Origin of the sequence: Elizabethkingia argenteiflava (genome assembly GCF_009904105.1) — a bacterium.
Taxonomy (GTDB): Bacteria; Bacteroidota; Bacteroidia; order Flavobacteriales; family Weeksellaceae; genus Elizabethkingia; species Elizabethkingia argenteiflava.
In genome coordinates, this window is record NZ_JAAABJ010000642.1 from 27,777 (window position 1) to 50,239 (window position 22,463).

The following is a 22,463-nucleotide window of genomic DNA, read 5'->3' on the forward strand; positions in this document are numbered from 1 at the left end:
GGAATGTCATGAACAGTGAATTCAGGTCTTATGGGTAAATGTTTATGATTTATTCTGTTTTAAGACAATACTTGCTTTCAGCAATGCATTAGTTGTTACAATTATTTTGTTTATTCGATTGCGGATAATATTTTAGCCCATCTTTATGTATGCTGAGAAAAATAGGGAATATATAGGAAAATTTTAAAATCGCTACTCTAAGGGAGCCATCAAAGAAAAACATCATTTATCGGGCACTTGAGCTCAAAAAGGATGTATGCGAGCAATTAACCGCTTAAACCTTAAACAGGGGGCGTTGTGTGATGATATACATTCACAAATGAATTAGGTTTTGATGGCTTATATTTGATTAGAATAAGCATGATGAAAAGAAGCATTTTTTTATATAAGACTATTCTGTTTGCATCAGGTCCAGCTGTGTTGGCATTCAGCAAGGATTTTTAAAAAGAAACAGCTAGTATTCAGAAACAATTATCCTTTTTAACGAAATATATTGAGGTATATTTATTAAGAATAAAAAGATCTCCATCCATCAAGATTCCTTTGTTTTCAATAACTGACACTTGATCAATTCGGATAAAAACTTTAACCATTTAATTCAGTATATACTGTTGCATAATTTGCATTGTATTATGAGTAATTAACATTTTATTGCATTGGTGAATATCGTACTTTTGCGAAGTAAAGTAAAAGCTATACAGATATCATTAATGATAAAAAAACTATGAAAATCGAATATTTAGTAAAAGCATTTAGAGAATTGGATAATACAGAGCTTTATGAGATACTGAAATTAAGAAACGAAGTATTTGTGGTAGAGCAAAATTGCGCCTATCAGGATTTGGATGATAAAGACCAAAGATGTTATCACTTAATGTGTTTCGTTGATCATAAATTTGCAGGATATACAAGAATACTTCCAGGGGGTGTATCTTATCCGGAAACTTCTATTGGGAGAGTGGTTATTCGTTCTGATTATAGGGCATTAAAGTTGGGAAAGAAACTTATGGAGAAGTCTATGGAAGTCTGCGAAGATCTATTTAAAAGTTCTACCATTCGTATTGGAGCACAACAATATTTACTAAAATTCTATAACTCACTAGGATTTGTAGAAGTTGGTGAGCCATATGATGAGGATGGGATACCTCACATACAAATGATCAGGAAATAAATAAGGGACTATATAAATTCCAAGATCTTTTTCAAGATAGGGTTTGGATCGTCTTTTCTCCAATGTATATAAAGATCAGTTACAAATGGGATGGGAATAAATCTCACTGCCTTGTTTTCATGAAGTTGGTATGAATGCGGTAAAATCGAAATACCCAAGCCTTTTTTGATCAAGGAAATAATAGTTGAACCAAATTCACAATGTATATAAGTGTCCTGCGGTATTTTGTAAGATTGGAGAACTTCCTGGATGAGTTTATTATAACTACTGCTATGATCCTCGGTTGTGAGAATGAATTTTTGTCCCTCGAAAGTACTTTCAGAAATATCGGTTAAAGTTTTGAAATGGTGATTTTCAGGAACTACAAATGAAAGGTTTTCATAATGAATTTTTTTTGCATCTATAGTAACTGATTTACTTGCATCACGGCCAAAAACTAAATCTATTTTGAAATTTTTAAGATATTCTTCCTGAATTTTATAAGGAAGCTGTACCAGTTCTAATTTAAGTTTTGGAAAAACTTCAGAAACTCTTTTTATGAAATCAGGTATAATTGATGAAGATATGGAATCTGGATAAGCTATCCTTATTGTTCCCCTTTCTCCCAAGTGAATTTGTTGGGCAATCTGCTGGTACGCATGAAGCTGAACCAATTCGTTCCCCAACTTTTCCTGTAAAAATTTTCCTGCCGGAGTTAGTTTGACATTTCGCTTATCACGGTAAAACAACTGTACACCGAGTTGGTTTTCTAAAGATTGGATTTGACGGCTGAGAGCGGATTGGGTAATATTTATTTTTGCTGCTGTATTCCAGAAGTGCAATTCTTTAGCCAGTTCCAGAAAATATTTTAATTGCTGAATGTTCATTGATGCATATTCATTATTAGTTGGACAAAAATAAACATTTTATTGTATTTATATATGATGAACCTAATCTCTTTTTTTAAATATTAACTTTAGAATAATATGGAAAATAAAAACTTGTATTTAATCCTGCTAATATTAGGAACTGCATTTTGGGGGATTTCATTTCCTGTTACTAAACTATCAATAGGTCATTTTTCTCAATCAACATTTCTTTTCTACAGGTTTGTACTGGCTACAATTTCGGTAGCTATAATTTTTTCAAAACACCTGAAAAGCATTGATAAACTGGCAATTAAAGCTGGGGTCTCTCTAGCGATTCCGCTTACATTTGCAATTTATTTTCAAACCTTAGGTCTGGTAAAGCACACATCTGCATCACAATGTGCTTTTGTAGCTGGTATGTGTGTGGTAATTATCCCTTTTATAAAAACCATCTTTTATAAAACAAAAATCGAAATAAAGATTTGGCTCGCTGCTATACTAGCATTATTGGGGCTGTTTATTATCACTATTAATGGCCATTTGGTAATAAATATAGGCGATGCTTATGTTTTATTCGGAGCTATAGGCTTTGCGTATTATCTGATTAAAGTAGAACAATATGCAGGTAGAAAAAATATTATTCCAACACTGGTTCCAATGTTTGCAACGGCTGCATTAATAATGCTCATTTTATCTTTATTTGATGGTTCATCTGATTGGACTCCTCAGAATCATAAATTTTGGATAGGTATTATTTATTGTGCCCTATTTTCCACTGCATATATGTACTCTGTTTCAAATATCTCTCAAAAATATATTAGTTCAGAGAAAGTAGCGATCATCTATCTTTTTGATCCTATTTTCGCCGCTATAGCAGCATTTTTTATTTTAAATGAAAGTCTTGATGGACGATTATTATGCGGAGGTAGTTTAATATTGATGGCGACAATAATTACAGAAATAAAATTTAAGAAAATGCATTAAAAAAAACGATTTAAAACATAAATAAGTTAACGAGAATTTTTATTAGGAATATATCATTCTGCCATATTCAGCAGTGTTAGGAAATGATATGAAATGGATAAATGTACAAGAGACAAACCACAAAAGAATATTATGTATGAGCAAATGTTTCAACAAAACCTATTGTGAAGATATTCTGGATGCATAGCTGTTCATAAAGCTTCATCAATAAAACATCCGAAACAAATATGGATCTCAGATTACCATACAGACCTAATGGTAAATCCATCTCTCTTAGATTACGCATAGGAAGAGCCTAATTTCGTTTTCGTTAATCCGTGTAAATAATTGTATCCGTCTACAAAACAGGAACTGATATTACCGGTTAAAACTCTGTTTTTGAATATACAAAAAACTTCCGCAATAATAGGAACTATTGATCTCCACGAAAATTAACTATATGGAAGCTTAGATATTTATTGTCTAACGAATCAAGATATGCAGATTAAATAAAACGCTCATTTTTTATCTATCCGATATTTGCAAATCCAATATTTATTGCATGAAAATTGGGAGTTATCTATTTTTTTTATAACTTTAATATCGTTTTAATAAGAAATTTACTATGGAATTAAACACTAGAGTATCTGTTTTTGAAGGAGATAATCCCCAAGAAATACAATTAATAAAAGCAAAATTGGAAGAAGCAGGTATAGAAGCTGACGTTGAAAACTCCTATATGAGCTTTCTCTCTACACCTACAGCGACCAATTTACAAGTTAAGGTAGATCTTAAAGATGAGAAAAAAGCTTTTGACATTATAGATAATTATTTAAAAGAAACAAGAGAGAGTTAAACTCTCTTTACTCACATTATTTAAAAATATAAAATTAAATAATGAATAGCTCAGATGGTTTGTGTCATTTTATAAGTTCATTAGGATGCTGTATGCTTATCTAAGCAAAATCCTTTATGTTGAGAAAAAATAAAATATATTTCTGCAGGGCATAACTTAGCCTAGGTGATGAATGAGATTTATTGAAATACAACGTATTACAAGGTTTATAGGTAACCTGTATTTTTTACGTTGTAATTTCCGTACGATTTTTTATTTTGTACTACTGCTTTGAATGTAGCCATAAATATATGTCAACAATTGAATAATAAATGTATTTAAAAGTGTGGACAATTGAAAATAATAGGAGAGACTTAATATAAAAAAACACCCATAAATATGCGCTAAAACTGTTTTAATTAGGCTTATCCTAATGGGATTCTGATTTATTTATTGTCATTCTCTCTTTTTCATGTAGCTTTTAAGAGTTGTTTTTTTATAGCTTAAAAACAACTCTTCTGGGTTATAAAAGTCATAGACTACTCTTTCTGCATCAGTAGAGAGCTAGCTAATTATTCTTACCGCCCTTCTTTATAGCCGCTGGTCTTAAGAGTGTTTCGCATGGGTAGATACCTAAATATTTGCTTGAGAATACTTAGGTTTATAAAAGATCATTGCATCAATCCCCAATCTATTCTCAGCAAATAAATTCAGTAACATGTTAATCTCTGTTTTATAAAGTACAAGAATAAGTATCCGAATAGCAATCTATTCAGTGTTGGAAAGGTTACATATCAGTGGATTAATGTTTTAAATGAAGGTTTTTTCATTAAGAAAACTTGGTCAAAACTAATGTTGGATACCCGTATTTGTTTGGCCTCAATAGACTTACCCGATCATCTACACTCTAAATTTTATGGCAGACTCCATAGGTCTTATCCAATTATCTTGTTCAAGATTTTTTTATTGTTTTTTAGCACCTTATTTAAGAGTTCATCATTCCTCTCGAGGATTTTCTTTGGTTAATTTGCGTCTATATCTTTTTCTTTGGTTATATGGTTTAATCGTTTAATATCTTCAGCGTCCAATGATAATTGAGGAGCTTCTAGTAGCGTCTTCAATTGTTTTTCATTCGTAGCACTAGCAATAGGGGCTGTGACCAGAGGATGAGAGAGTAACCAGGCTAGAGCAATAGTGGCTGGTTGACTTTTATGCTTATCGGCAAGCTGATCCAGAGTCGATAAAATAGCTTTTCCCTTTTCATTAAAATATTTCTTTAATGAAGCTCCTCGTGTAGTTTTCTCAAAGTCAATTTCATTTTTATACTTCCCTGTTAAGAAACCAGCGGCCAGAGACCAGTAGGGAAATACGCTCAAATGGTATTGTTCGGCCAAGGGAGCATAAGTTTTTTCAAAACTCTCTCTCTCAACTAAATTGTAAAGAGGCTGTAACGCTACGTATTTAGGAAGATTGTTTTTCTCTGCCACTTCAAATGATTCTATCAGGCGCTCTGGTGAAAGGTTAGAGGCTGCGATATAACGCACTTTTCCCGCTCGTATAATTTCATCGTATGCACTCAGTGTTTCTTCTATAGGGGTTATCTTATCATCAAAATGGGTATAATACAAATCTATATAGTCGGTACCTAAGCGCTTTAAAGATTCATCAACAGACTTGATTATATGCTTTTTACTAATATCATAGCCATGTTCTTTGGTTTCGGAGCCTACTTTTGTAGCGATGATTATATTTTTCCTGTTGTTGCGGGATTTTAACCATTTTCCGATAATTTCTTCCGATAAGCCTCCGGTACCATTTGACCACCATGGATAGGTATCGGCGGTATCTATAAAATTGAAACCAGCAGCAGTAAACTGGTCCAAAATATCAAAGGACTGTTTCTCATCTATGGTCCATCCAAATACATTCCCTCCCAAATTAATAGGCGAAATCTCCAAATCGGTGTTTTTAATAATTTTTTTCATGTGTTTTTATATTGAGATTATAATAGTTTTCCCATATTTAGGAACTTTTTTCAATAAGAGACTTATATTAAGAAGAGCAAGACACCTCCGTTTATTTTTAGAAGTTTTCTGGAAAAACAAAAATAAATATATGCAAATATTTTTATTAAAAAAAGACAAAGCGCCTAAAATTTATATAAAACTAGCATAGAGACTTGGACGTAGCATTGTTATTTTTTCGAATGCTGGGAAAGCATATTGATAATAAGGTCATCAAAATTCCATCCAATTTTGCGAGCAGCTAAAGCGGTTAAGCTATCCTGGTCTTGACGGTGAGGTCTAGAAGCCCCAGTCATATTGGGCTTCATATTGAGGTCAAATAAAAGATATTCCCCCATTAGCATTTTCGCGGCAATCAATGCGAATAGGCGCTTTAGCACCTACTAAAAAAGCTGTCGTCTCACAATCTTTACATAGTTTTTTAAAGAGGGGAGATCTTAGCTTTTCATCCTTTACGACTTCGTTATTATGAATGATGGCAACCGTTCCATTATAAGGAGCTATCCCTTTTTGGTGATTAAATCTCCTTACTGGAGGCAGAGACCAGTATTCTTCTTTGATAACAGATTGGTGATGTATTGTGTATATACCTAGTGGCATCACCGAGATAGTTATTTCTTCACCCGGCAAAAATTCTTCTACATAAAGTGGATTTCCATATTGGTGGGAGGCGAACATTTCTTTCAATATTTTTGTAAGTTGAGCATGTGTCCTGACCACTGATACGCCCTGACGGTCTCTGCCTCTAACAAGTTTTATTACTGTGGGAAGAGGAAAATAATGTTTGCATTTATTTTTTATATTATAATGAATCATCAGGCTATTAGGAATAGTTAAAGAATATTTTCGTAATAATTCATTGGTCAGGCATTTATCGTCAAATATATCTACGTTTCTGCTATTTGCCCTACAATATAAATCCCCTTAAAGGATTCAATGGGATGCACTTTATAGAGAACCGTGTTTAGCCAGATCACAGAGGTTCCCTTGTCAATGGCCTCTTGTATACCTTGCTTTGTATCGGGGAAAACCCAATCAAATCGTTTTTTATATCAGGGTGATTTACAGGGCTTACGATGTCTGTTTTTTGACGTTGCAACGAGTAGGCGATATCTGCTCCACTGTCAGAATAGCAGCAAGGTTTCATGGGTTTTATAATGCCATTTTGTTCAGGGGGGTGTGTGATTGATAGACAATGGCTACTTTTTTGTTGGTTATTGTCATTTTGATAGAAATATTAATATATAAATTTAATAATAAAAGCGAAGCAAAAAAAATGCTTTTTCCTAGATATATAGTAGGTGGAGCTAATGGGGAAACCCTAATTATTCTACCAGTTGGTGAGATAAATAAAATTGTAGATATATTTTTCTATGAGCTCATTATTTCCAAAAATAAATGTAATTTATCTGACCCTATCCAAAATTTATAAGATGGATTTATTATTTATTACAGCTTCATGCTTTGTTCAAATAGAATTAAAAACAGATTTAAAATTGTATCCATTATATAGATTGGGGATACTTTCTTGAGTCTTTATCGGAGAACCTGAACCCGATTTTTCAAAATATTATGTAAGGGAAATTATTTTATTTTTGGATTTTTTCATTGAGCTCTGCCATTAAATTGGCAGCTTAAGTAATTTTCCTGAGTTGAAGGGACAAGTCAAAAATAGGATTAGTTATTTTATGACTGAGGGGAATAGGGATCTTCTTTATGGATTCCATTCCGGTGGACACCGCTGCTATTCTGTTATTTCTTTATTGGAAGCGCTGTAAATAAGTTTCATATTGGGAATCAATTTTTTTATACAGCCGACATCAATAGGCCGCGTTTCGGATTTGATATACTACGCATATTGGCATTTGTAAAAACTTTGTTGCGTAAAAATTTATTACAGTTAAAGTTTTTTAATTCAAAGTTTTGCTGAATCAATATAGACTTGATCAGCTCCTGGATTATATTTTGTAATATGGAGAGAATTGAAAATGAGATGTTTCTATTTTAAAAATTTACCTTGTCTGTCGAATCTCAAATTACGATTACTTTTTAGAGTGATGTCATATCGATCGGGTGTCTGCATTATTTTTATCATGACATCTTCTGGATAATGGGTATTAATATAACTAATCATTGCCGGAGGTATAAAGCTTGTAGGCATCTGGGTTTCTTTAGCACTTATTTCTTTCCATCCACCATCGCTTTGAAAAGTTATTTCTACACCATTATTATATTTTACTGTATAATTTATATCGTTAGGGTTTTCAGCATTTTTAATATAAATAAAAGGTCTGCCATTAATATGCTGATTTAAAAAAGACTGGGCTGAAGAAGGTAGTTGTGATTTGGGAATACTTTGCTTTTGCGCTATCATAAGATTGATAGCCATTAAGGCTAAGGCAATCAAAGATTTTTTTAAGTGAATGATTCTCATAATATAATGTTATAGTGTAGTGAAAAGGTAAGCTTTTTTTTCTAAAGAAAAAAGTATAAAAAAAGTCCCTAAAAGGGACTTTTAAAAATATATTATATTATGCTTGATCTTTGGCTATTCTCTCTGCACGTTTCCGCTCTTCTTCGGTGAGAATTTTTTTTCTCATGCGTATAAAATTTGGTGTTATCTCAATACACTCATCTTGTTGAATATATTCCATACATTCTTCTAGAGAGAGCAAGACTTTAGGTGCAATATTTCCATCCTTATCCTTTCCTGAGGCACGCATATTGTTGAGCTGTTTACCTTCTACAATATTGACAACCAAATCTCCAGGTTTATTTTGTTCTCCTACGATCATTCCGGTGTAAACATCTTCTCCTGGATCTACAAAAAACTTACCTCTATCCTGTAATTTTTCAATAGAATAGGCGGTTGTCATTCCTTGAGCTTTGCTCACCAAAACGCCGTTATTTCTCCCTGCAATGGAACCTTTAAAGGGTTTGTAATCAACAAAACGATGGGCCATAATAGCTTCACCAGCAGTAGCGGTAAGCATCTGTGAGCGTAGTCCGATGAGTCCCCTAGAAGGAATTTCAAATTCTAGATGCTGCATTTCTCCTTTAGTTTCCATGATATGAAGGTCACCCTTGCGTTGGGTAGCCAGATCGATCACTCTAGAGGCATATTCTTCGGGTACATCGACAACGAGTGATTCATAGGGTTCACATTTTTCGCCGTCAATATCTTTATAGATGACCTGAGGTTGCCCAATGGTTAATTCGTATCCTTCTCTTCTCATCGTTTCTATGAGTACAGATAGGTGTAGAATACCTCGTCCAAATACTAAAAAAGTGTTGGCGTCATCGGTTTGCTGAACCCTGAGCGCAAGATTTTTTTCTAACTCCTTTTCTAGTCGTTCTTTCAGGTGATTAGAGGTAACATATTTTCCATCTTTTCCAAAGAAAGGGGAGTTGTTAATCCCAAAAGTCATATTTAAAGTAGGTTCATCAATCGCGATTCTTTCTAAAGGTTCTGGATTTTCAAGATTTACAAAAGTATCTCCAATTTGGAAGCTTTCAAAACCTACAATAGCACAGATATCTCCGGCTATCACTTCTTGGGTTTTCTTCTTGCCAAGTCCTTCAAAAACATAGAGTTCTTTTACTTTACCTTTTAGAATTTTACCGTCGGCTTGTGATAGACCTATCCATTCTCCTTCTTTAACACTTCCTCGGATAATTTTACCAACGGCTATTCTTCCTAAGAATGAAGAATAATCTAAAGATGTAATCTGCATTTGTAGATTGCCCTCAGTTACTTGAGGAGCAGGAACATGTTTTAATATACCGTCTAATATCGGTAAAATATTATCTGATTCTTCTAATGAAGTATTAAACCATCCTTGTTTGGAAGATCCGTAGAAAGTAGGAAAATCTAATTGCTCTTCAGTAGCGTTTAAGTTAAAGAAAAGATCAAATACTTGATCGTGAACTTCTTCTGGACGACAGTTAGGCTTATCTACTTTATTGATCACCACAATAGGTTTTAAACCCAGTTCCAAAGCTTTCTGAAGAACAAACCGGGTTTGTGGCATTGGGCCTTCAAAGGCATCTACCAATAAAAGTACGCCGTCTGCCATTTTTAATACCCGTTCTACCTCGCCTCCAAAATCAGCGTGTCCAGGAGTGTCTATAACGTTTATTTTTATATCCTTATAAGTTACGGATATATTTTTTGATAAAATGGTAATACCACGCTCTCTCTCCAAGTCATTGTTATCCATAATCAGGTCTCCTGACTCTTGGTTTTCTCTAAAAACATGAGTAGCATGAATAATCTTGTCTACTAATGTTGTCTTTCCATGGTCTACGTGTGCGATAATGGCAATATTTCTAATTTGCTGCATAAAGGATTTTTACGGAGGCAAAGTTACAATTTTTCTATTTTTTATTTTTAATATAAATAAAATTTATTTTTAGACACTCTATTACAAGGTATACAACTGGTGTTTATATTTTTTTACTTATCCTATAGAAGGCTTTATTTTAGATACCATTGTATTTTTTCTAAATGCTCGGGTTTGGCATTTAGTTTTTTTAACAAATCGCTTCGTTTGGGAAATGAGAGGCGATAAAATAATATTTTTTGAGCGTAAGATCTAAAATAGGGATGTTTTTTCAGAGCTACTTCATTTGTGGTTAGAAGATCTATTTTCTGAACCTTTTTAGGGTTTAATTCCATTGTTTGAATTAACTTTTGGGCTAAATTCTCATCAATATCATAGATCTCCCATACTTGTTCTTTTCGTACAAATCCCCCCAGGCTTCTCCTGAAGCTTATTAGTCTTGCGGCTGTTTTTTTGTCAAAACCAAAATCCCGTAATTGTTGAAAAGAGATGGAATTGAGATCTAAGTTTTCATTAATGGTTGAAATTACGTCTGTATCTGTAGTTTCTTTAAAATGAATCCAAGATTTTAATAGACTAAACTTTTCTGATGAAATGAGATAGCATTTTTGAACATCCTCTAAGGATTTGAATTGGCCTTTGAGGATTTTTTCTTTATAGCTTAAAATCCCTCGGGCTTGCTTTTCTGAAAAGCCTAATCTTTGCCAAGATGCTAAGTCCAGGTCATTGGGGTCGAAAAGTTTATTCAGTTTAGTCGAGCTATTTAAAGGCTGAGGCTTATTTATACGCTCAGGTAGCAGTAAAAAGGGGGCTAATTGTTGATATTCATGTTCGTTTATTATAAAGCATTTTCTGAATTTCTCTTTAGATAGAAAGCTATTACCCAAGGATTTCTTGTATTTTAAAATAAATTTTGCCTGTCGTTCTGAAAAGCCTAAGTTCATCCAATCTCTTATAGTGTAGAGATCCGGATTAAATGGAGTTGTAACCTTCAAACTTCTATTTTTATGAAGAGTGGTAGGAGGCTTGTTGAAGGAATTGTGTAAAGGGAGTATGAGGTAGGGTTTTAGTTCTGCAAACTTTTCACTACTAATAGCAAAGCATGCTTCCAATTGTTTTGGGGAAATAAAGGAGCCCTTACAAGCTTTTTCTTTATAATTCAGAATACTTTGCGCTTGCTTCGGTGTAAATCCTAACTTTATCCATTCTTTGTAGGTAAGATCATTGGGATTAAATTTAGAAAGTAGAAGAGGTTCTGCAACTAAAGGGATCAACTTTGCTTCTTCTTCTGGCTGGAGGATTTTAGATTTTTTGTAACAATAGAAGCAAAGCTCCAGTACAAGTATAAAAAAGCCTATTGCAGTTAAACCTAGCCACTGCTTCTTCCTCATCTGTATGGATAGCTGAGATCTCATAGATTACTATATTAATTGCTACCAGTTTGCATTATAAAAATTAAAATGCTTTTTTCATAAGTTTTTTTCCTTTTAGATTTTTTCTATATCGGCTAAGGAATTCTTAATTTTTAACAACTCCGCTTTTACAAACTCCAATCGATCAATTATTTCTACCGTCTTTTCTAGCTTAGAATTGGTATTTAATGCAATTTTTGCACCTTCCAACGTATATCCTTTTTCTTTTACCAGATGGTAAATTATTTTTAAATTTTTAATATCCTCACTCGTAAAGTAGCGGTTTCCTTTTTTGTTTTTCTTGGGTTTTATAATACTGAACTCTTGTTCCCAATAGCGTAGTAAAGAAGTATTAACTTGGAAGGCTTTGGCTACCTCCCCAATAGAATAATATAGTTTTTCTGGTAATTCTATTTTCATGGTTTTGTTCTAAGCAAAGTTAACTATTTTTAATGATTCAACATTAAGATAGTTTAAATTTTTGCTAACTCTAAAAGTGTATTTTTTAAACTAATTTTTAGTTTTAAATTATTTAATTATGTTAAATTTACATAATACTATATTTTGTAACTTGTTACGGTTTAAAAAAAGAAATCAATATGCTTAAAAAAAAATGTAAAACTTTGTGTTTTTGCTTACTATCCGTAGGGACGGGTTTATGTGCTCAGAATAGACTTAAACTCGATTTGGATGCAGGCCCTATTTATAGTGTACTCAATACCAACCGCTCCAATTTAACACAAATAAAAGATGTGGGGCAGTACGGAGTGGGGGTCAATCTGGGAGCAGAATATAAAATTTGGAAAACACTTTTCGTATCCAGTGGAATTTCTTTTCATCAAAAAAACTTTAAAATTGAAGGGTTTGAGAGAAAAGAAGGAAAGTATACCAAAGAGACGAATAACTTTCTTAGTTTTCCATTATTAGTAGGAGGATATATTTTAGAGGTCCCACAGGGGAACTCTGGGGTATGGCTTAAAGTAGCAGGAGGTATGTACACTGATTATTGGTTAACCAGAAAACGTACAGGAAATTATATGGTGTTTACAGAATTGCAGGAAGATGGTAGTTTTAATGAAACTGTGGTGACCGAAAAATATAATTTTAAAGAGAATGAGAATCAGCTTAACCGTTTCGGATATGGATTGCAAGGACAAGCTCAGCTGGGATACTCTTTTAAAAGTATGAATATCTATGCGGCCTATAACGGATATTATGGGCTTTCGGATATCAATAAGGCCAATAGAGATACAGATCAGGAAACGAAGATTCGAAGCTATATGCTTTCCATAGGGGTTTCATGTAAGTTGAATTAAATAAACTAATAAATTATGACTAAAATAAATTTTAATAAAAAAATAATTTTTGGGCTAGGACTTTTTTTTATTCTGGGGTCGTTTAGCTCTTCTTGTGTAAGTGATGAAGATGTTACTATTACCCAACCTGAACTATATAGTGATGATGATGTGAAATCCTATGCTGATTTGTTTAAGATTTTTTGGACGGCCATGGATCAGCGTTATAATTATTTTTATGAACAGAAGCGAAAAGATGGGATGAATTGGAATGATATATACAGTAAATACTATCCTAAATTTCAAGCTTTAAAATCTTTTCAAAGAGGAGATAATTTTACAGATAAAGAAATTTCGGAGGATTCAAAAAAAGCGATACAATACTTTACCGAGATTATAGATCCTATTATAGATAGGCATTTTTCTGTGGATATACTACTTAATGGATCCAAAACAACCTATATAAAAAAGAACTTCAGAGGAGGAATGAGTGAAAAACCTCATAACATTTATAGATTTGATAAGAAGTATGCCTATATGAAAGATCGTCTTCAGACAACCGCTAAGCTGCAGGTGCCTGAGTTATTATTGGCGGGTAATTTAAAATCAAATCCGGATATTTATTATTTTAGCTTTAGTGAATATGTTTTGTCTAAATATTTCCAAATCAAACTTGCTGATAAATATCTGAGTCCAGACCCAGGTAATATTTATTTACTAACAGAGGCTGAAATTGAGAAAAATCCGCGTTTAAATGCAATTAAAGACATAAATTTCAGAAATAAGGTCAAGAGTTTCACCCTCAATATATGGAGGAAGTGGAATTCCCTCGCAAAGGCCGAAGAGGTTAAGCGTTTTAATGAGCAGGTCGATATCTTTAACAATACAGAAGAGGTAACAGATCAGCTTTTATATACTGCTGAAGAAGCTCTTAAAAAGTACTACAGCATGCCACTTTATGATCAAAAATTTAATTATCAGCCAGTTTATAACAGTGAAAGTAGAGACTATATACAATGGTTCATGCATCGTATGGATGAATATGTAAAATTCGCATATGAAAAAATAAATTTTGGAAGGGCGGTTTTTGAAGTTAATGAAAAAGGTCCTTTTTATAAAAACTTTCTTAATCCTCTACATCAAGGGAAAATAAAAAAACTCATTCTAGATTTAAGAGGTAATGGGGGAGGAAATGTAATGGATGCCAGATTTTTTGTAGATCGATTGATTACCAAAAGTGCAGTATGGGGCTATCAAAGAACTAAACAGGGGAATGGTCGATTTAATTATACCCCGTGGATACCGATGCACACGAAAACACATAAATTTGGGCTACCATCTAACATTCCTATAGTGGTATTAACCGATAAAGGGAGCTTCAGTATGGCGGAGATAACGACTTTAATGTTAAAGAGCCAGGGCTCACAAGTGATTTCAATGGGAGACTATAGCGGCGGAGCAACTGCAGGTTTGGGATCTTCAGATCTATTTAATGGAGGGCTTACTTCTAAAGTAACCTCTTATCTTGACTTTTATATGCCTATGATGGCTACGAAAGATGTGAGTGGCAAAGTAGTGGAAGGAATTGGCGTGAAACCTAATGTTTATATAGGACCACCTTCAGACGCTGAAGTAGAGCAGATGAAAGCCTCTCCCAAAACCTTTGTGGATAAAGTAATGTTAAAAGCCATAGAACATCTTTCTTCAAAATAATAGAATTTTATGAATTAAAATATACGGATGAATCTGCATATTTTTTTATAGTCTCTAGCGACTATTTTTATATTCTCCTAAACAATATAGTTGAAAAATTGTATATTTGCACCGCTTTTTGTGGATAAGCTTTGGCAAAGTATATATTTTATCATTAACATCTTCCGGATCCTTTGGATACATTGAGCCAAAGAACAGAGGTAAACGGAATACAAACATTTTAGAAAATGTCAAAAGAGACAAATTCAGCAGAGGTTCTTTTGAACCAAAACGTAACGCCAGAACAATTTGATTGGGAATCTTTCGAAAGTGGTCTAAATGCAGAGGATAGAAAAGAAAAGAACGAATTAGAGGAAATCTACAAAGGTTCTCTTAATGATCTTGAGGACAATGATGTTCTTGTAGGAAAAGTTGTAAGATTAACAGACAAGGAGGCTATTGTAGATATTAACTTCAAGTCTGAAGGGGTTATATCTCTTAATGAATTCCGTTACAATCAAGGCCTTAAAGTAGGAGATGAGGTTGAGGTAATGGTGGACAGAAGAGAAGATAAGTCTGGACAGTTACAGCTTTCTCATAAAAAAGCCAGAACGCTTAGAGCGTGGGATAAAGTTAATGAATACCACGAGTCTGGTGAAATTGTAAACGGTTTTGTGAAATCCAGAACTAAAGGGGGTATGATTGTAGATGTATTTGGCATTGAAGCTTTCTTACCTGGTTCACAAATCGATGTTAAGCCTATTAAAGACTATGACCAGTTTGTAGGTAAAACTATGGAATTCAAAATTGTTAAAATCAATCATGAATTCAAGAATGTGGTAGTTTCTCATAAAGCGCTTATCGAAGCGGATATCGAAGGTCAGAAAAAAGAAATCATCGCACAATTAGAGAAAGGTCAGGTTCTTGAAGGGACGGTTAAGAATATCACTTCTTATGGTGTGTTTATTGATCTTGGAGGTGTGGATGGTCTTATTCATATTACTGATCTTTCTTGGTCTAGAGTGAATCACCCTTCTGAAATCCTTGAAGATGGACAAACCGTTAAGGTGGTTATTCTTGACTTTGATGATGAAAAAACCAGAATTCAATTGGGTATGAAGCAGCTTGAAGCTCATCCTTGGGATGCACTGGATGCCAATCTTAAAGTAGGAGATAGAGTAAAAGGTAAGGTTGTCGTGCTTGCAGACTATGGTGCTTTTGTTGAAATCGCTCCAGGAGTGGAAGGTCTTATCCACGTATCGGAGATGTCCTGGTCTACACATTTAAGAAGCGCTGGTGATTTTGTGAAAATCGGAGATGAAGTTGAAGCTGAAGTACTTACCATCGATAGAGAAGACAGAAAAATATCTTTAGGTATTAAACAATTAACTCAAGATCCTTGGGCGAATATTCAGGAAAAATACCCTGTGGAATCTCAACATAAAGGTACAGTAAGAAACTTTACTAATTTTGGTGTATTTGTAGAATTAGAGGAGGGGATAGATGGCTTAATTTATATTTCCGATCTCTCTTGGACAAAGAAAATCAAACACCCATCTGAGTTCTGCAGTGTAGGAGATGTGCTGGATGTTGTAGTATTAGAGCTTGATTTGGATAATAGAAGAATTTCATTAGGACACAAGCAGTTACAACAAAACCCTTGGGATAAATTTGAAGTTAAGTATGTAGAAGGAAGCGTACATACGGGTAAAGCGGTAGACGTTTTTGATAAAGGGGCTAATGTTCAATTTGAAGATCCGGAAGTAGAAGCTTTTGCGCCTGCAAGACTTTTAGAAAAAGAAGATGGTTCTAAAATTAAAAAAGGTGAAGAAGCCGAATTCAAGGTAATTGAATTTAATAAAGAATTCAAGAGAGTAGTCGTTTCTCATACTGGAATTTTCAGAGAAGAAGAGAGAAAGAATGTTAAAGAAACTAAAACTTCTTCTTCAAATAACGAAGAGAAAGCAACTTTAGGAGATATTGATGCGCTTGCAGAATTAAAAAGAAAAATGGAAGAAGGTAAATAATCCCGGTATTCATTTTATATAAAAAAGCTGTCTCGTTAGAGACAGCTTTTTTATAGAATAGGGATTTAATTAGCAATTTTATTGTACCTTTGCCGCCTGTAAAAATAGAGTAAATAAAGAGCGGTGCAGAAAAAAAATATACTAAAAGGTGTTTTATTTGTAGGATTAGGAGCTGGGATCTATGGGATGCTGGCCACTTTTGTAAAATTAGCCTATCATAATGGATATACTACAGCAGAGATTACTACCTCACAGTTTGTATGGGGTATCATTGGTCTCTTTATACTGAATTTAATACAAGGCCTATTTCAAAAGACACCAGCAGAAAAAGCTCAGAAGAAAGATCTGAAAAAATTATTACTGGCCGGAACTTCATTGGGGTGTACGAGCTTATTTTACTATCTTTCAGTACAATATATAAATGTATCGATAGCGATTGTTTTATTAATGCAATCGGTATGGTTTAGTGTAGTAGTAGAGAGTGTGTTAAATAAAAAATTACCTGGTCTGGGTAAAGTGATGGCCGTTATCATGGTACTAATAGGAACTGTACTGGCTACTAATCTCATCAATATGGAGATTAAGCTAGATATTAGGGGAATTGTTTGGGGATTATTAGCTGCCGTTTCCTATACAGTGACGATGTTTACTTCTAACACCATCGCCACCTATTTGCCTGTTTTTCGTAAAAGTCTTATACAGCTTTTAGGGGGGAGCATTATCATTTTAATTTTCTTATTATTCTCTCAGATAGGACCTTATTATTCAGAAGTCTTAAAAAACTTTTATTTGCATTTTAGCCACAATTTAGAAGGTGTTCATGATTTCAATTTCTCCATATTATGGACCTATGGTTTATTTTTAGCCATTTTTGGCACCATTGTTCCGCCTATATTTTTTAATTTAGGATTTCCAAATGCGGGATTAGGTTTAGGAAGTATAGTTTCTTCTCTTGAACTTCCGATCTCTGTAGGTATGGCATTTATAATTTTAGGTGAAAAAGTAGCGTTTATTCAGTGGTTAGGAATTGTATTGATACTATTGGCTATTGTATTAATGAACTTACCGGCTCTCCTAAAAAAGAAATAAGTTTTAGATAGCATTATTCTCTATTTATTTAAAAATGAATAGGAAGAAGAAATGAGGCTAACGAGAGCTGAATACACTTATTGGTTTTATTTTGTAGCTACGAAATTGTTTTTCAGACAATATAATTTAACCCATTAGATTAGGTAAGCAAAAATAAGTTTAAAGTAGATTGTAACATTTCTGTGCAAAGATATTTTATGCCAAATATTTTTAAGTTGCTAAAAAACATTCTTTACCATCATTGTTTTTCGTAACCTAAGTATGCATGATTAAAAATATGAGAAGCAAGATTAGAATAACAAGAGCCTGACTAAAAAAGGTGTATTCACACCTTATGACCGCACTGTTAAAACCGAAAAAAAAGAGCATAGCCAATGACCGTATTTGCTAGACTATTGTGAGGGGTATTCCTAACTTCACAATATTCAAGTTTTCTTTAAAAATGATAATCTCATCACCAGGATGGTGCTATTAAACAATATCCTGTAGGTGAATACTCTTCTTTCAATATAAATATTATTTATTTTAAATAGAATATATTTTAAAGTTACGGCCCATTATCATAACGGGCCTACAACTACAAAGATGAATAAATTCTTTCTACTGGATAGAAAGTAGGGCTGCTTTTACAGCATCGCCTAAGGATTCCAGATGTCCGCCTATTAATTCAGCAAGCCTATTATCGTTTGTTTCCAAGGCCCCATTATTTACTTCTGCATCTACACTGGCAAAAAATTGTGCAGTAGGAGCAGGCATATGGGCTTTTTCTTCTAGTACTTTCGCATATTCTTCCACAGAGAGGTCTATATATTGAATATCTTTCCCTGATTGCTTAGAGATTTCAGCAGCATAATCGCTCATTGTAAAAGCATTTCCGCCTAATTCATAAATTTTGTTTTTATGACCTTCACCTGTCAGTACCCTTACAGCAGCTTTTGCATAATCATTACGTGTGGCAGCAGATATTTTTCCGTTGCCAGCACTGCCATAAACAGCTCCTGATTGAAGCACTCCGCTAAGAGAAGCGGTATAGTTTTCAATATACCACCCGTTTCTCAATAGGGTATAATCCAAACCGCAGCTTTTTAGATAATGCTCTGTTTCTTTATGTTCGGCTGCCAAACCAAGTGGGGAAATATCTGTCCGCAAAAGACTGGTATAGGCAATGGATGAAACTCCAGCTTTCTTAGCCCCGTCTATTACGTTTTTGTGTTGGGGAAAACGCTTTCCGATTTCATTGCTGGAAATCAACAACAATTTTGAAATCCCCTTCAATGCTTCGCAAATTTGCTCGGGATGGTCGTAGTCGAATGCTCTTGCCTCCACGCCTAAATCCTGTGCTTTTTCCGGATGGCGTACCAATGCTACGATTTGGCTTGCATCCACTTCTTTTTTCAGGTTTTCAATTACTTTCCTTCCTAATTGTCCCGTTGCTCCGGTAACGCCTATTTTAATTTGTTCCATTGTTCTGAATTTAAATTTTTATAATACAAAATTAACTACATTTGCTATACTTTTTATACAACTATATGATTGTATAGCGCTATACTTTTATATAGTGAATGACTGCAAAACCGGATAAAATATTTGAAAGAATAAAAACGATAAAGATGATGACTTGTGATAAGAGTTTTATTATGGCCCTAAAAGATTCCCTCAACGTGGTAAATGGAAAGTGGAAACTGGCAATAATATGTGTATTGCTTAACGGAAAAAGGCGTTTTTCGGATATTCAGAACGCCATTTCCAATATTTCTCCTCGTATGGTTTCCAAAGAATTAAAAGAATTAGAAATTAATGGTGTCATCAAAAGGAAAGTAACGGATTGTGTACCGGTATTGATTGAGTATGAATTGACTCCTTCTGGGCAACGACTCAACGAAGTAATTGAAAAAATGGTAGAATGGGGAATTAGGCACCGTGAAGATGCTGTTGGTGAAACGATAAAACCGACTAAGCCTTAATCGAAATCAAAACCTAATATCGATGCTTGGTGTGCGTTTCCTATTTTTAATGTTTTTTCACTAAAACTGTCAATAGCGTGTTTATGAGGTTCTCCTATTCAATCATCAAATTTTGAATAGCGGATGTTTGTACATATTCCAGACATTTTACGTTCCCGTTTTTAAATTCTCAAAAACGTCTATAAAGTATTGAAGGTGAATCTCCATTATAAATAAATATCAACCATGACAAGTAAGTTGACATAAACCGTTTCTCATATGGATTTTATTTATTTTATATCATATAATATAAACTGGATTTAACTTGTGATGAAGTGCTCGTATTTATACATAAACCCGTCATGGGCATTGTTTAAGCAATTAAACATATGGGTGGCATGTGTTAATTAAAAAACAGATTATTTCCATTTATAAAAAATATTGGTCAAAAGATCTTTCAGTTTATGATTATGGATCAGGAGTAATCATATCACCGACAGTATATTTTTAGCTATGGGTAAACGAGAATATCAAAGCTCTCGAAGCAAGGTTTCTTGCGTCTCAAAAAGTTTGGTATTGTGGGATATCAGTTTTATTCTATTTGTATTGTCAAGGTATATTTAGGAGTTTTTTGATCTGAGTAGACTTCAGTTCCTAACATGCACAATTGGTAGAATATAAAGTTAAAATGTTTGATTGGGCGCTGATAGATGATAAGGGATATCCTTCACAAAGCATCCGTTCAATTTATTTAGCCTGACAAAATTTATATTTATTAAAAACAAACTTAATTTTTTGTATTTATAAATAATCATCAGTAGGTATATGCGTTTTTTAAGACTCGTGAAATTTTGATCAAATAGATTTTGAAATTTATTCTAGCTTTTTATGGCTTTCAATTCACATCTTTTGTTAAGAATTTAGCATATATCCAGTGAAAGCTGCTTTTTTAAAAATAAACTTTTCTGTGTCTTCAAAAAAGTGGTTTTAAGTAAAGGAAGTACTAATGATTATTTTTATTCTATAAATTCTAAATCCTTATCATGTGTTTCTGAAATACTTAATGTAGCGTAAAAGGCAAGTCCGAATACAATAACCCCTATAATGCCGGCACTGAGAATAACTGAAAAATCTTTTTTCAAGTAATCAAAAGCAATAATCATCAGCGGAACACAACCCCGTACCATATTCGGGATAGTGGTGGTAGCTGTATTTCGTATATTGGTGCCAAATTGCTCTGCTGCAAGGGTTACAAACATCGCCCAATATCCAGTACTGACTCCTAGCCAAATGCAGACCGCATAATATTGTTTTTCAGTATTAAGCTTGCTAAATAAGAGTACACCAACTCCGATGATCGTTAGAACAAGCATATAGAAAATAGCCATTTTACGGGATTTCAATGCGTGGGATATAAATCCACTTATAAAATCGCCTACTGAGACCCCTACATAAGCCCACATAATCGCTTTACCTGGATTGATTTCTTTAATTCCCAATTCTGGAGCAAATTGATTGGCCAGAACGGCTAAAATCCCAATACAATACCATGTAGGCAGGCCAATAGCAATACACTTGCAATATCTGATAAAGCGATCTTTATTTGTGAAGAAAGATATAAAATTACCTTTAGAGACATTCTGCTGCCCCACATTTTTATAAATTCCGGATTCCGATACACTTATGCGTAGAAACAAAAGTAAAAGCCCTAAAATTCCTCCGATAATATATGAGATATTCCACCCACCCGCTAATTCTACCGTTAATTGAGCGACTACCGCTCCCATCAATCCAAAACCGGCGACAAGAGAAGTTCCGATGGCTCTTAAGTTTTTAGGTAAACTTTCAGATACCAATGTAATACCTGCTCCTAGTTCTCCTGCTAAACCTATTCCGGCAATAAAACGCAAGAGTGCATAAATATAGGCCAGATTATTTTTTGGAAAATAGGGGAGAAATCCACAAGCTATGTTGGCTAGGGAATACACCAAAATAGAACCGAACAATACTGACAGGCGGCCTTTTTTATCTCCTAAAACGCCCCAAAATATTCCACCTAGCAAGAGACCTACCATTTGACAATTGAGGATAAAGGTACCATCTATGTCAGGCCTCAAACCCAGATCTTTTAAACTCGGAATTCTTACAATTCCAAAGAGTAATAAATCATAAATATCTACAAAATAGCCTAGTGCCGAAATGATTACAGGAGTTGAAAAGATGTACCTTAAGTTAGTGGAGAGGGCGGTTTTTTCCATTTTTAAATTTTAACAAAAATATAAATAATATTAGTTCCTATAACTTTTTATGAAAAAAAGAAAAGACAGAGATCAATAGAGGAGATGATTTTTATTAAAGATCAAAGACGGGTTATCAGTAATGAATTTTCAGTTTCATTAAAAAAAACCTTCTCAACATGTTGAGAAGGTTTTTTACTGTATAAGCTTTGATTACTTAGCGCCGTGGGCTCTATCTTTAATTCTGGCTTTTTTACCTCTAAGGTCGCGGAAGTAGTAAATTCTTGCTCTTCTCACTTTACCTCTTCTGTTTACCTCGATTTTCTGAAGGGCAGGCATATTGATAGGAAAAACTCTCTCTACTCCTACATCTCCACTCATTTTACGGATGGTAAATGTCTTCGTAGCACCGGTACCTCTTAATTGAATTACCACACCTTTAAAGAACTGTGTTCTTGTTTTGTTCCCTTCTTTAATTTCGTAATACACAGTGAGGGTATCTCCTGCCTTGAATTCAGGAAATTCTTTTTTTGTAATGTACTTATCTTGTACGTACTTAATTAAATCCATTTTAATTAAAAATA

The 22,463-nt window shown here is 33.9% G+C and carries 20 protein-coding genes; 9 read left to right on the top strand and 11 right to left on the bottom strand.

Annotated features, from left to right (window positions below; translation table 11 throughout):
- The first annotated feature begins 724 nt into the window (after positions 1 to 724).
- Positions 725 to 1,171: a GNAT family N-acetyltransferase gene (locus GNY06_RS12445; RefSeq protein WP_166520379.1), complete on the top strand. Its 447-nt coding sequence runs from the start codon at positions 725 to 727 to the stop codon at positions 1,169 to 1,171.
- Between the two features lie 8 nt (positions 1,172 to 1,179).
- Here GNY06_RS12445 and GNY06_RS12450 read toward each other — a convergent pair whose 3' ends face one another.
- Complete coding sequence (locus tag GNY06_RS12450; protein WP_166520380.1) at positions 1,180 to 2,037, bottom strand: LysR family transcriptional regulator; 858 nt, start codon at positions 2,035 to 2,037, stop codon at positions 1,180 to 1,182.
- A gap of 99 nt (positions 2,038 to 2,136) precedes the next feature.
- Between GNY06_RS12450 and GNY06_RS12455 the strand changes: the two genes are divergently transcribed.
- Together GNY06_RS12455 and GNY06_RS12460 are read left to right on the top strand one after the other, a co-directional pair.
- Positions 2,137 to 3,003 carry a DMT family transporter gene (locus tag GNY06_RS12455; RefSeq protein WP_166520381.1) on the top strand — a complete coding sequence of 289 codons (867 nt, stop codon included), beginning with the start codon at positions 2,137 to 2,139 and terminating at the stop codon, positions 3,001 to 3,003.
- Positions 3,004 to 3,607: 604 nt separating this feature from the next.
- Positions 3,608 to 3,838, top strand: coding sequence for a putative signal transducing protein (locus tag GNY06_RS12460; RefSeq protein WP_166520382.1), 231 nt, complete (start codon positions 3,608 to 3,610; stop codon positions 3,836 to 3,838).
- Positions 3,839 to 4,839: 1,001 nt separating this feature from the next.
- Here the strand turns inward: GNY06_RS12460 and GNY06_RS12465 are convergent.
- The 3 genes from GNY06_RS12465 to GNY06_RS14415 form a co-directional block, all read right to left on the bottom strand.
- A complete protein-coding gene (locus GNY06_RS12465; RefSeq protein ID WP_166520383.1) occupies positions 4,840 to 5,802 on the bottom strand; it encodes an aldo/keto reductase in 963 nt (320 codons plus the stop codon).
- A gap of 209 nt (positions 5,803 to 6,011) precedes the next feature.
- Positions 6,012 to 6,179 carry a hypothetical protein gene (locus GNY06_RS14410; RefSeq protein WP_244614437.1) on the bottom strand — a complete coding sequence of 56 codons (168 nt, stop codon included), beginning with the start codon at positions 6,177 to 6,179 and terminating at the stop codon, positions 6,012 to 6,014.
- On the bottom strand, positions 6,157 to 6,657 hold the full coding sequence (locus tag GNY06_RS14415) for an ATP-grasp domain-containing protein (RefSeq protein ID WP_244614438.1): 501 nt from the start codon (positions 6,655 to 6,657) through the stop codon (positions 6,157 to 6,159). Before GNY06_RS14415 ends, GNY06_RS14410 begins: the two co-directional genes overlap by 23 nt.
- Positions 6,658 to 7,036: 379 nt before the next feature.
- Here GNY06_RS14415 and GNY06_RS12475 point away from each other — a divergent pair, with 379 nt between their 5' ends.
- A complete protein-coding gene (locus tag GNY06_RS12475; RefSeq protein ID WP_166520353.1) occupies positions 7,037 to 7,273 on the top strand; it encodes a hypothetical protein in 237 nt (78 codons plus the stop codon).
- A 567-nt stretch (positions 7,274 to 7,840) separates the two neighbouring features.
- On the opposite strand, the gene GNY06_RS12480 is transcribed toward GNY06_RS12475, so the two are convergent.
- The 4 genes from GNY06_RS12480 to GNY06_RS12495 all read right to left on the bottom strand — a co-directional run bounded on the left by GNY06_RS12480 (position 7,841) and on the right by GNY06_RS12495 (position 12,016).
- Positions 7,841 to 8,275 (bottom strand): PepSY-like domain-containing protein, encoded by a 435-nt coding sequence (locus GNY06_RS12480; RefSeq protein ID WP_166520384.1) that lies wholly within the window; start codon positions 8,273 to 8,275, stop codon positions 7,841 to 7,843.
- Between the two features lie 97 nt (positions 8,276 to 8,372).
- Positions 8,373 to 10,184, bottom strand: coding sequence for a translational GTPase TypA (gene typA, locus GNY06_RS12485; RefSeq protein ID WP_166520385.1), 1,812 nt, complete (start codon positions 10,182 to 10,184; stop codon positions 8,373 to 8,375).
- 134 nt (positions 10,185 to 10,318) lie between these two features.
- Positions 10,319 to 11,599: a ComEA family DNA-binding protein gene (locus GNY06_RS12490; RefSeq protein ID WP_244614439.1), complete on the bottom strand. Its 1,281-nt coding sequence runs from the start codon at positions 11,597 to 11,599 to the stop codon at positions 10,319 to 10,321.
- 72 nt (positions 11,600 to 11,671) lie between these two features.
- Positions 11,672 to 12,016: a MerR family transcriptional regulator gene (locus GNY06_RS12495; RefSeq protein ID WP_166520386.1), complete on the bottom strand. Its 345-nt coding sequence runs from the start codon at positions 12,014 to 12,016 to the stop codon at positions 11,672 to 11,674.
- A 179-nt stretch (positions 12,017 to 12,195) separates the two neighbouring features.
- On the opposite strand from GNY06_RS12495, the gene GNY06_RS12500 reads away from it, so the two are divergent.
- The 4 genes from GNY06_RS12500 (at position 12,196) to GNY06_RS12515 (ending at position 17,699) form a co-directional block, all read left to right on the top strand.
- Positions 12,196 to 12,912: a porin family protein gene (locus GNY06_RS12500; RefSeq protein ID WP_166520387.1), complete on the top strand. Its 717-nt coding sequence runs from the start codon at positions 12,196 to 12,198 to the stop codon at positions 12,910 to 12,912.
- A 15-nt stretch (positions 12,913 to 12,927) separates the two neighbouring features.
- A complete protein-coding gene (locus tag GNY06_RS12505; RefSeq protein WP_166520388.1) occupies positions 12,928 to 14,604 on the top strand; it encodes a S41 family peptidase in 1,677 nt (558 codons plus the stop codon).
- A 227-nt stretch (positions 14,605 to 14,831) separates the two neighbouring features.
- Positions 14,832 to 16,610, top strand: a complete 1,779-nt coding sequence (rpsA, locus tag GNY06_RS12510) for a 30S ribosomal protein S1 (RefSeq protein ID WP_166520389.1) — start codon at positions 14,832 to 14,834, stop codon at positions 16,608 to 16,610.
- Positions 16,611 to 16,733: 123 nt separating this feature from the next.
- On the top strand, positions 16,734 to 17,699 hold the full coding sequence (locus GNY06_RS12515) for a DMT family transporter (RefSeq protein ID WP_166520390.1): 966 nt from the start codon (positions 16,734 to 16,736) through the stop codon (positions 17,697 to 17,699).
- A gap of 600 nt (positions 17,700 to 18,299) precedes the next feature.
- Here the strand turns inward: GNY06_RS12515 and GNY06_RS12520 are convergent.
- A complete protein-coding gene (locus GNY06_RS12520) occupies positions 18,300 to 19,163 on the bottom strand; it encodes an SDR family oxidoreductase (protein WP_166520391.1) in 864 nt (287 codons plus the stop codon).
- A gap of 146 nt (positions 19,164 to 19,309) precedes the next feature.
- On the opposite strand from GNY06_RS12520, the gene GNY06_RS12525 reads away from it, so the two are divergent.
- On the top strand, positions 19,310 to 19,663 hold the full coding sequence (locus GNY06_RS12525; protein WP_166520392.1) for a winged helix-turn-helix transcriptional regulator: 354 nt from the start codon (positions 19,310 to 19,312) through the stop codon (positions 19,661 to 19,663).
- 995 nt (positions 19,664 to 20,658) lie between these two features.
- On the opposite strand, the gene GNY06_RS12530 is transcribed toward GNY06_RS12525, so the two are convergent.
- Both GNY06_RS12530 and rplS read right to left on the bottom strand, forming a co-directional pair.
- Positions 20,659 to 21,900 carry an MFS transporter gene (locus GNY06_RS12530; RefSeq protein ID WP_166520393.1) on the bottom strand — a complete coding sequence of 414 codons (1,242 nt, stop codon included), beginning with the start codon at positions 21,898 to 21,900 and terminating at the stop codon, positions 20,659 to 20,661.
- A 192-nt stretch (positions 21,901 to 22,092) separates the two neighbouring features.
- A complete protein-coding gene (gene rplS, locus GNY06_RS12535) occupies positions 22,093 to 22,449 on the bottom strand; it encodes a 50S ribosomal protein L19 (protein WP_166520394.1) in 357 nt (118 codons plus the stop codon).
- Positions 22,450 to 22,463: the final 14 nt, after the last annotated feature.

Coding starts and splice junctions, on each gene's coding strand:
- GNY06_RS12445 (WP_166520379.1), top strand. CDS start 725: ATGAAAATCGAATATTTAGTAAAAGCATTTAGAGAATTGGATAATACA.
- GNY06_RS12450 (WP_166520380.1), bottom strand. CDS start 2,037: ATGAACATTCAGCAATTAAAATATTTTCTGGAACTGGCTAAAGAATTG.
- GNY06_RS12455 (WP_166520381.1), top strand. CDS start 2,137: ATGGAAAATAAAAACTTGTATTTAATCCTGCTAATATTAGGAACTGCA.
- GNY06_RS12460 (WP_166520382.1), top strand. CDS start 3,608: ATGGAATTAAACACTAGAGTATCTGTTTTTGAAGGAGATAATCCCCAA.
- GNY06_RS12465 (WP_166520383.1), bottom strand. CDS start 5,802: ATGAAAAAAATTATTAAAAACACCGATTTGGAGATTTCGCCTATTAAT.
- GNY06_RS14410 (WP_244614437.1), bottom strand. CDS start 6,179: ATGGGGGAATATCTTTTATTTGACCTCAATATGAAGCCCAATATGACT.
- GNY06_RS14415 (WP_244614438.1), bottom strand. CDS start 6,657: ATGATTCATTATAATATAAAAAATAAATGCAAACATTATTTTCCTCTT.
- GNY06_RS12475 (WP_166520353.1), top strand. CDS start 7,037: ATGGCTACTTTTTTGTTGGTTATTGTCATTTTGATAGAAATATTAATA.
- GNY06_RS12480 (WP_166520384.1), bottom strand. CDS start 8,275: ATGAGAATCATTCACTTAAAAAAATCTTTGATTGCCTTAGCCTTAATG.
- typA (WP_166520385.1), bottom strand. CDS start 10,184: ATGCAGCAAATTAGAAATATTGCCATTATCGCACACGTAGACCATGGA.
- GNY06_RS12490 (WP_244614439.1), bottom strand. CDS start 11,599: ATGAGATCTCAGCTATCCATACAGATGAGGAAGAAGCAGTGGCTAGGT.
- GNY06_RS12495 (WP_166520386.1), bottom strand. CDS start 12,016: ATGAAAATAGAATTACCAGAAAAACTATATTATTCTATTGGGGAGGTA.
- GNY06_RS12500 (WP_166520387.1), top strand. CDS start 12,196: ATGCTTAAAAAAAAATGTAAAACTTTGTGTTTTTGCTTACTATCCGTA.
- GNY06_RS12505 (WP_166520388.1), top strand. CDS start 12,928: ATGACTAAAATAAATTTTAATAAAAAAATAATTTTTGGGCTAGGACTT.
- rpsA (WP_166520389.1), top strand. CDS start 14,832: ATGTCAAAAGAGACAAATTCAGCAGAGGTTCTTTTGAACCAAAACGTA.
- GNY06_RS12520 (WP_166520391.1), bottom strand. CDS start 19,163: ATGGAACAAATTAAAATAGGCGTTACCGGAGCAACGGGACAATTAGGA.
- GNY06_RS12525 (WP_166520392.1), top strand. CDS start 19,310: ATGATGACTTGTGATAAGAGTTTTATTATGGCCCTAAAAGATTCCCTC.
- GNY06_RS12530 (WP_166520393.1), bottom strand. CDS start 21,900: ATGGAAAAAACCGCCCTCTCCACTAACTTAAGGTACATCTTTTCAACT.
- rplS (WP_166520394.1), bottom strand. CDS start 22,449: ATGGATTTAATTAAGTACGTACAAGATAAGTACATTACAAAAAAAGAA.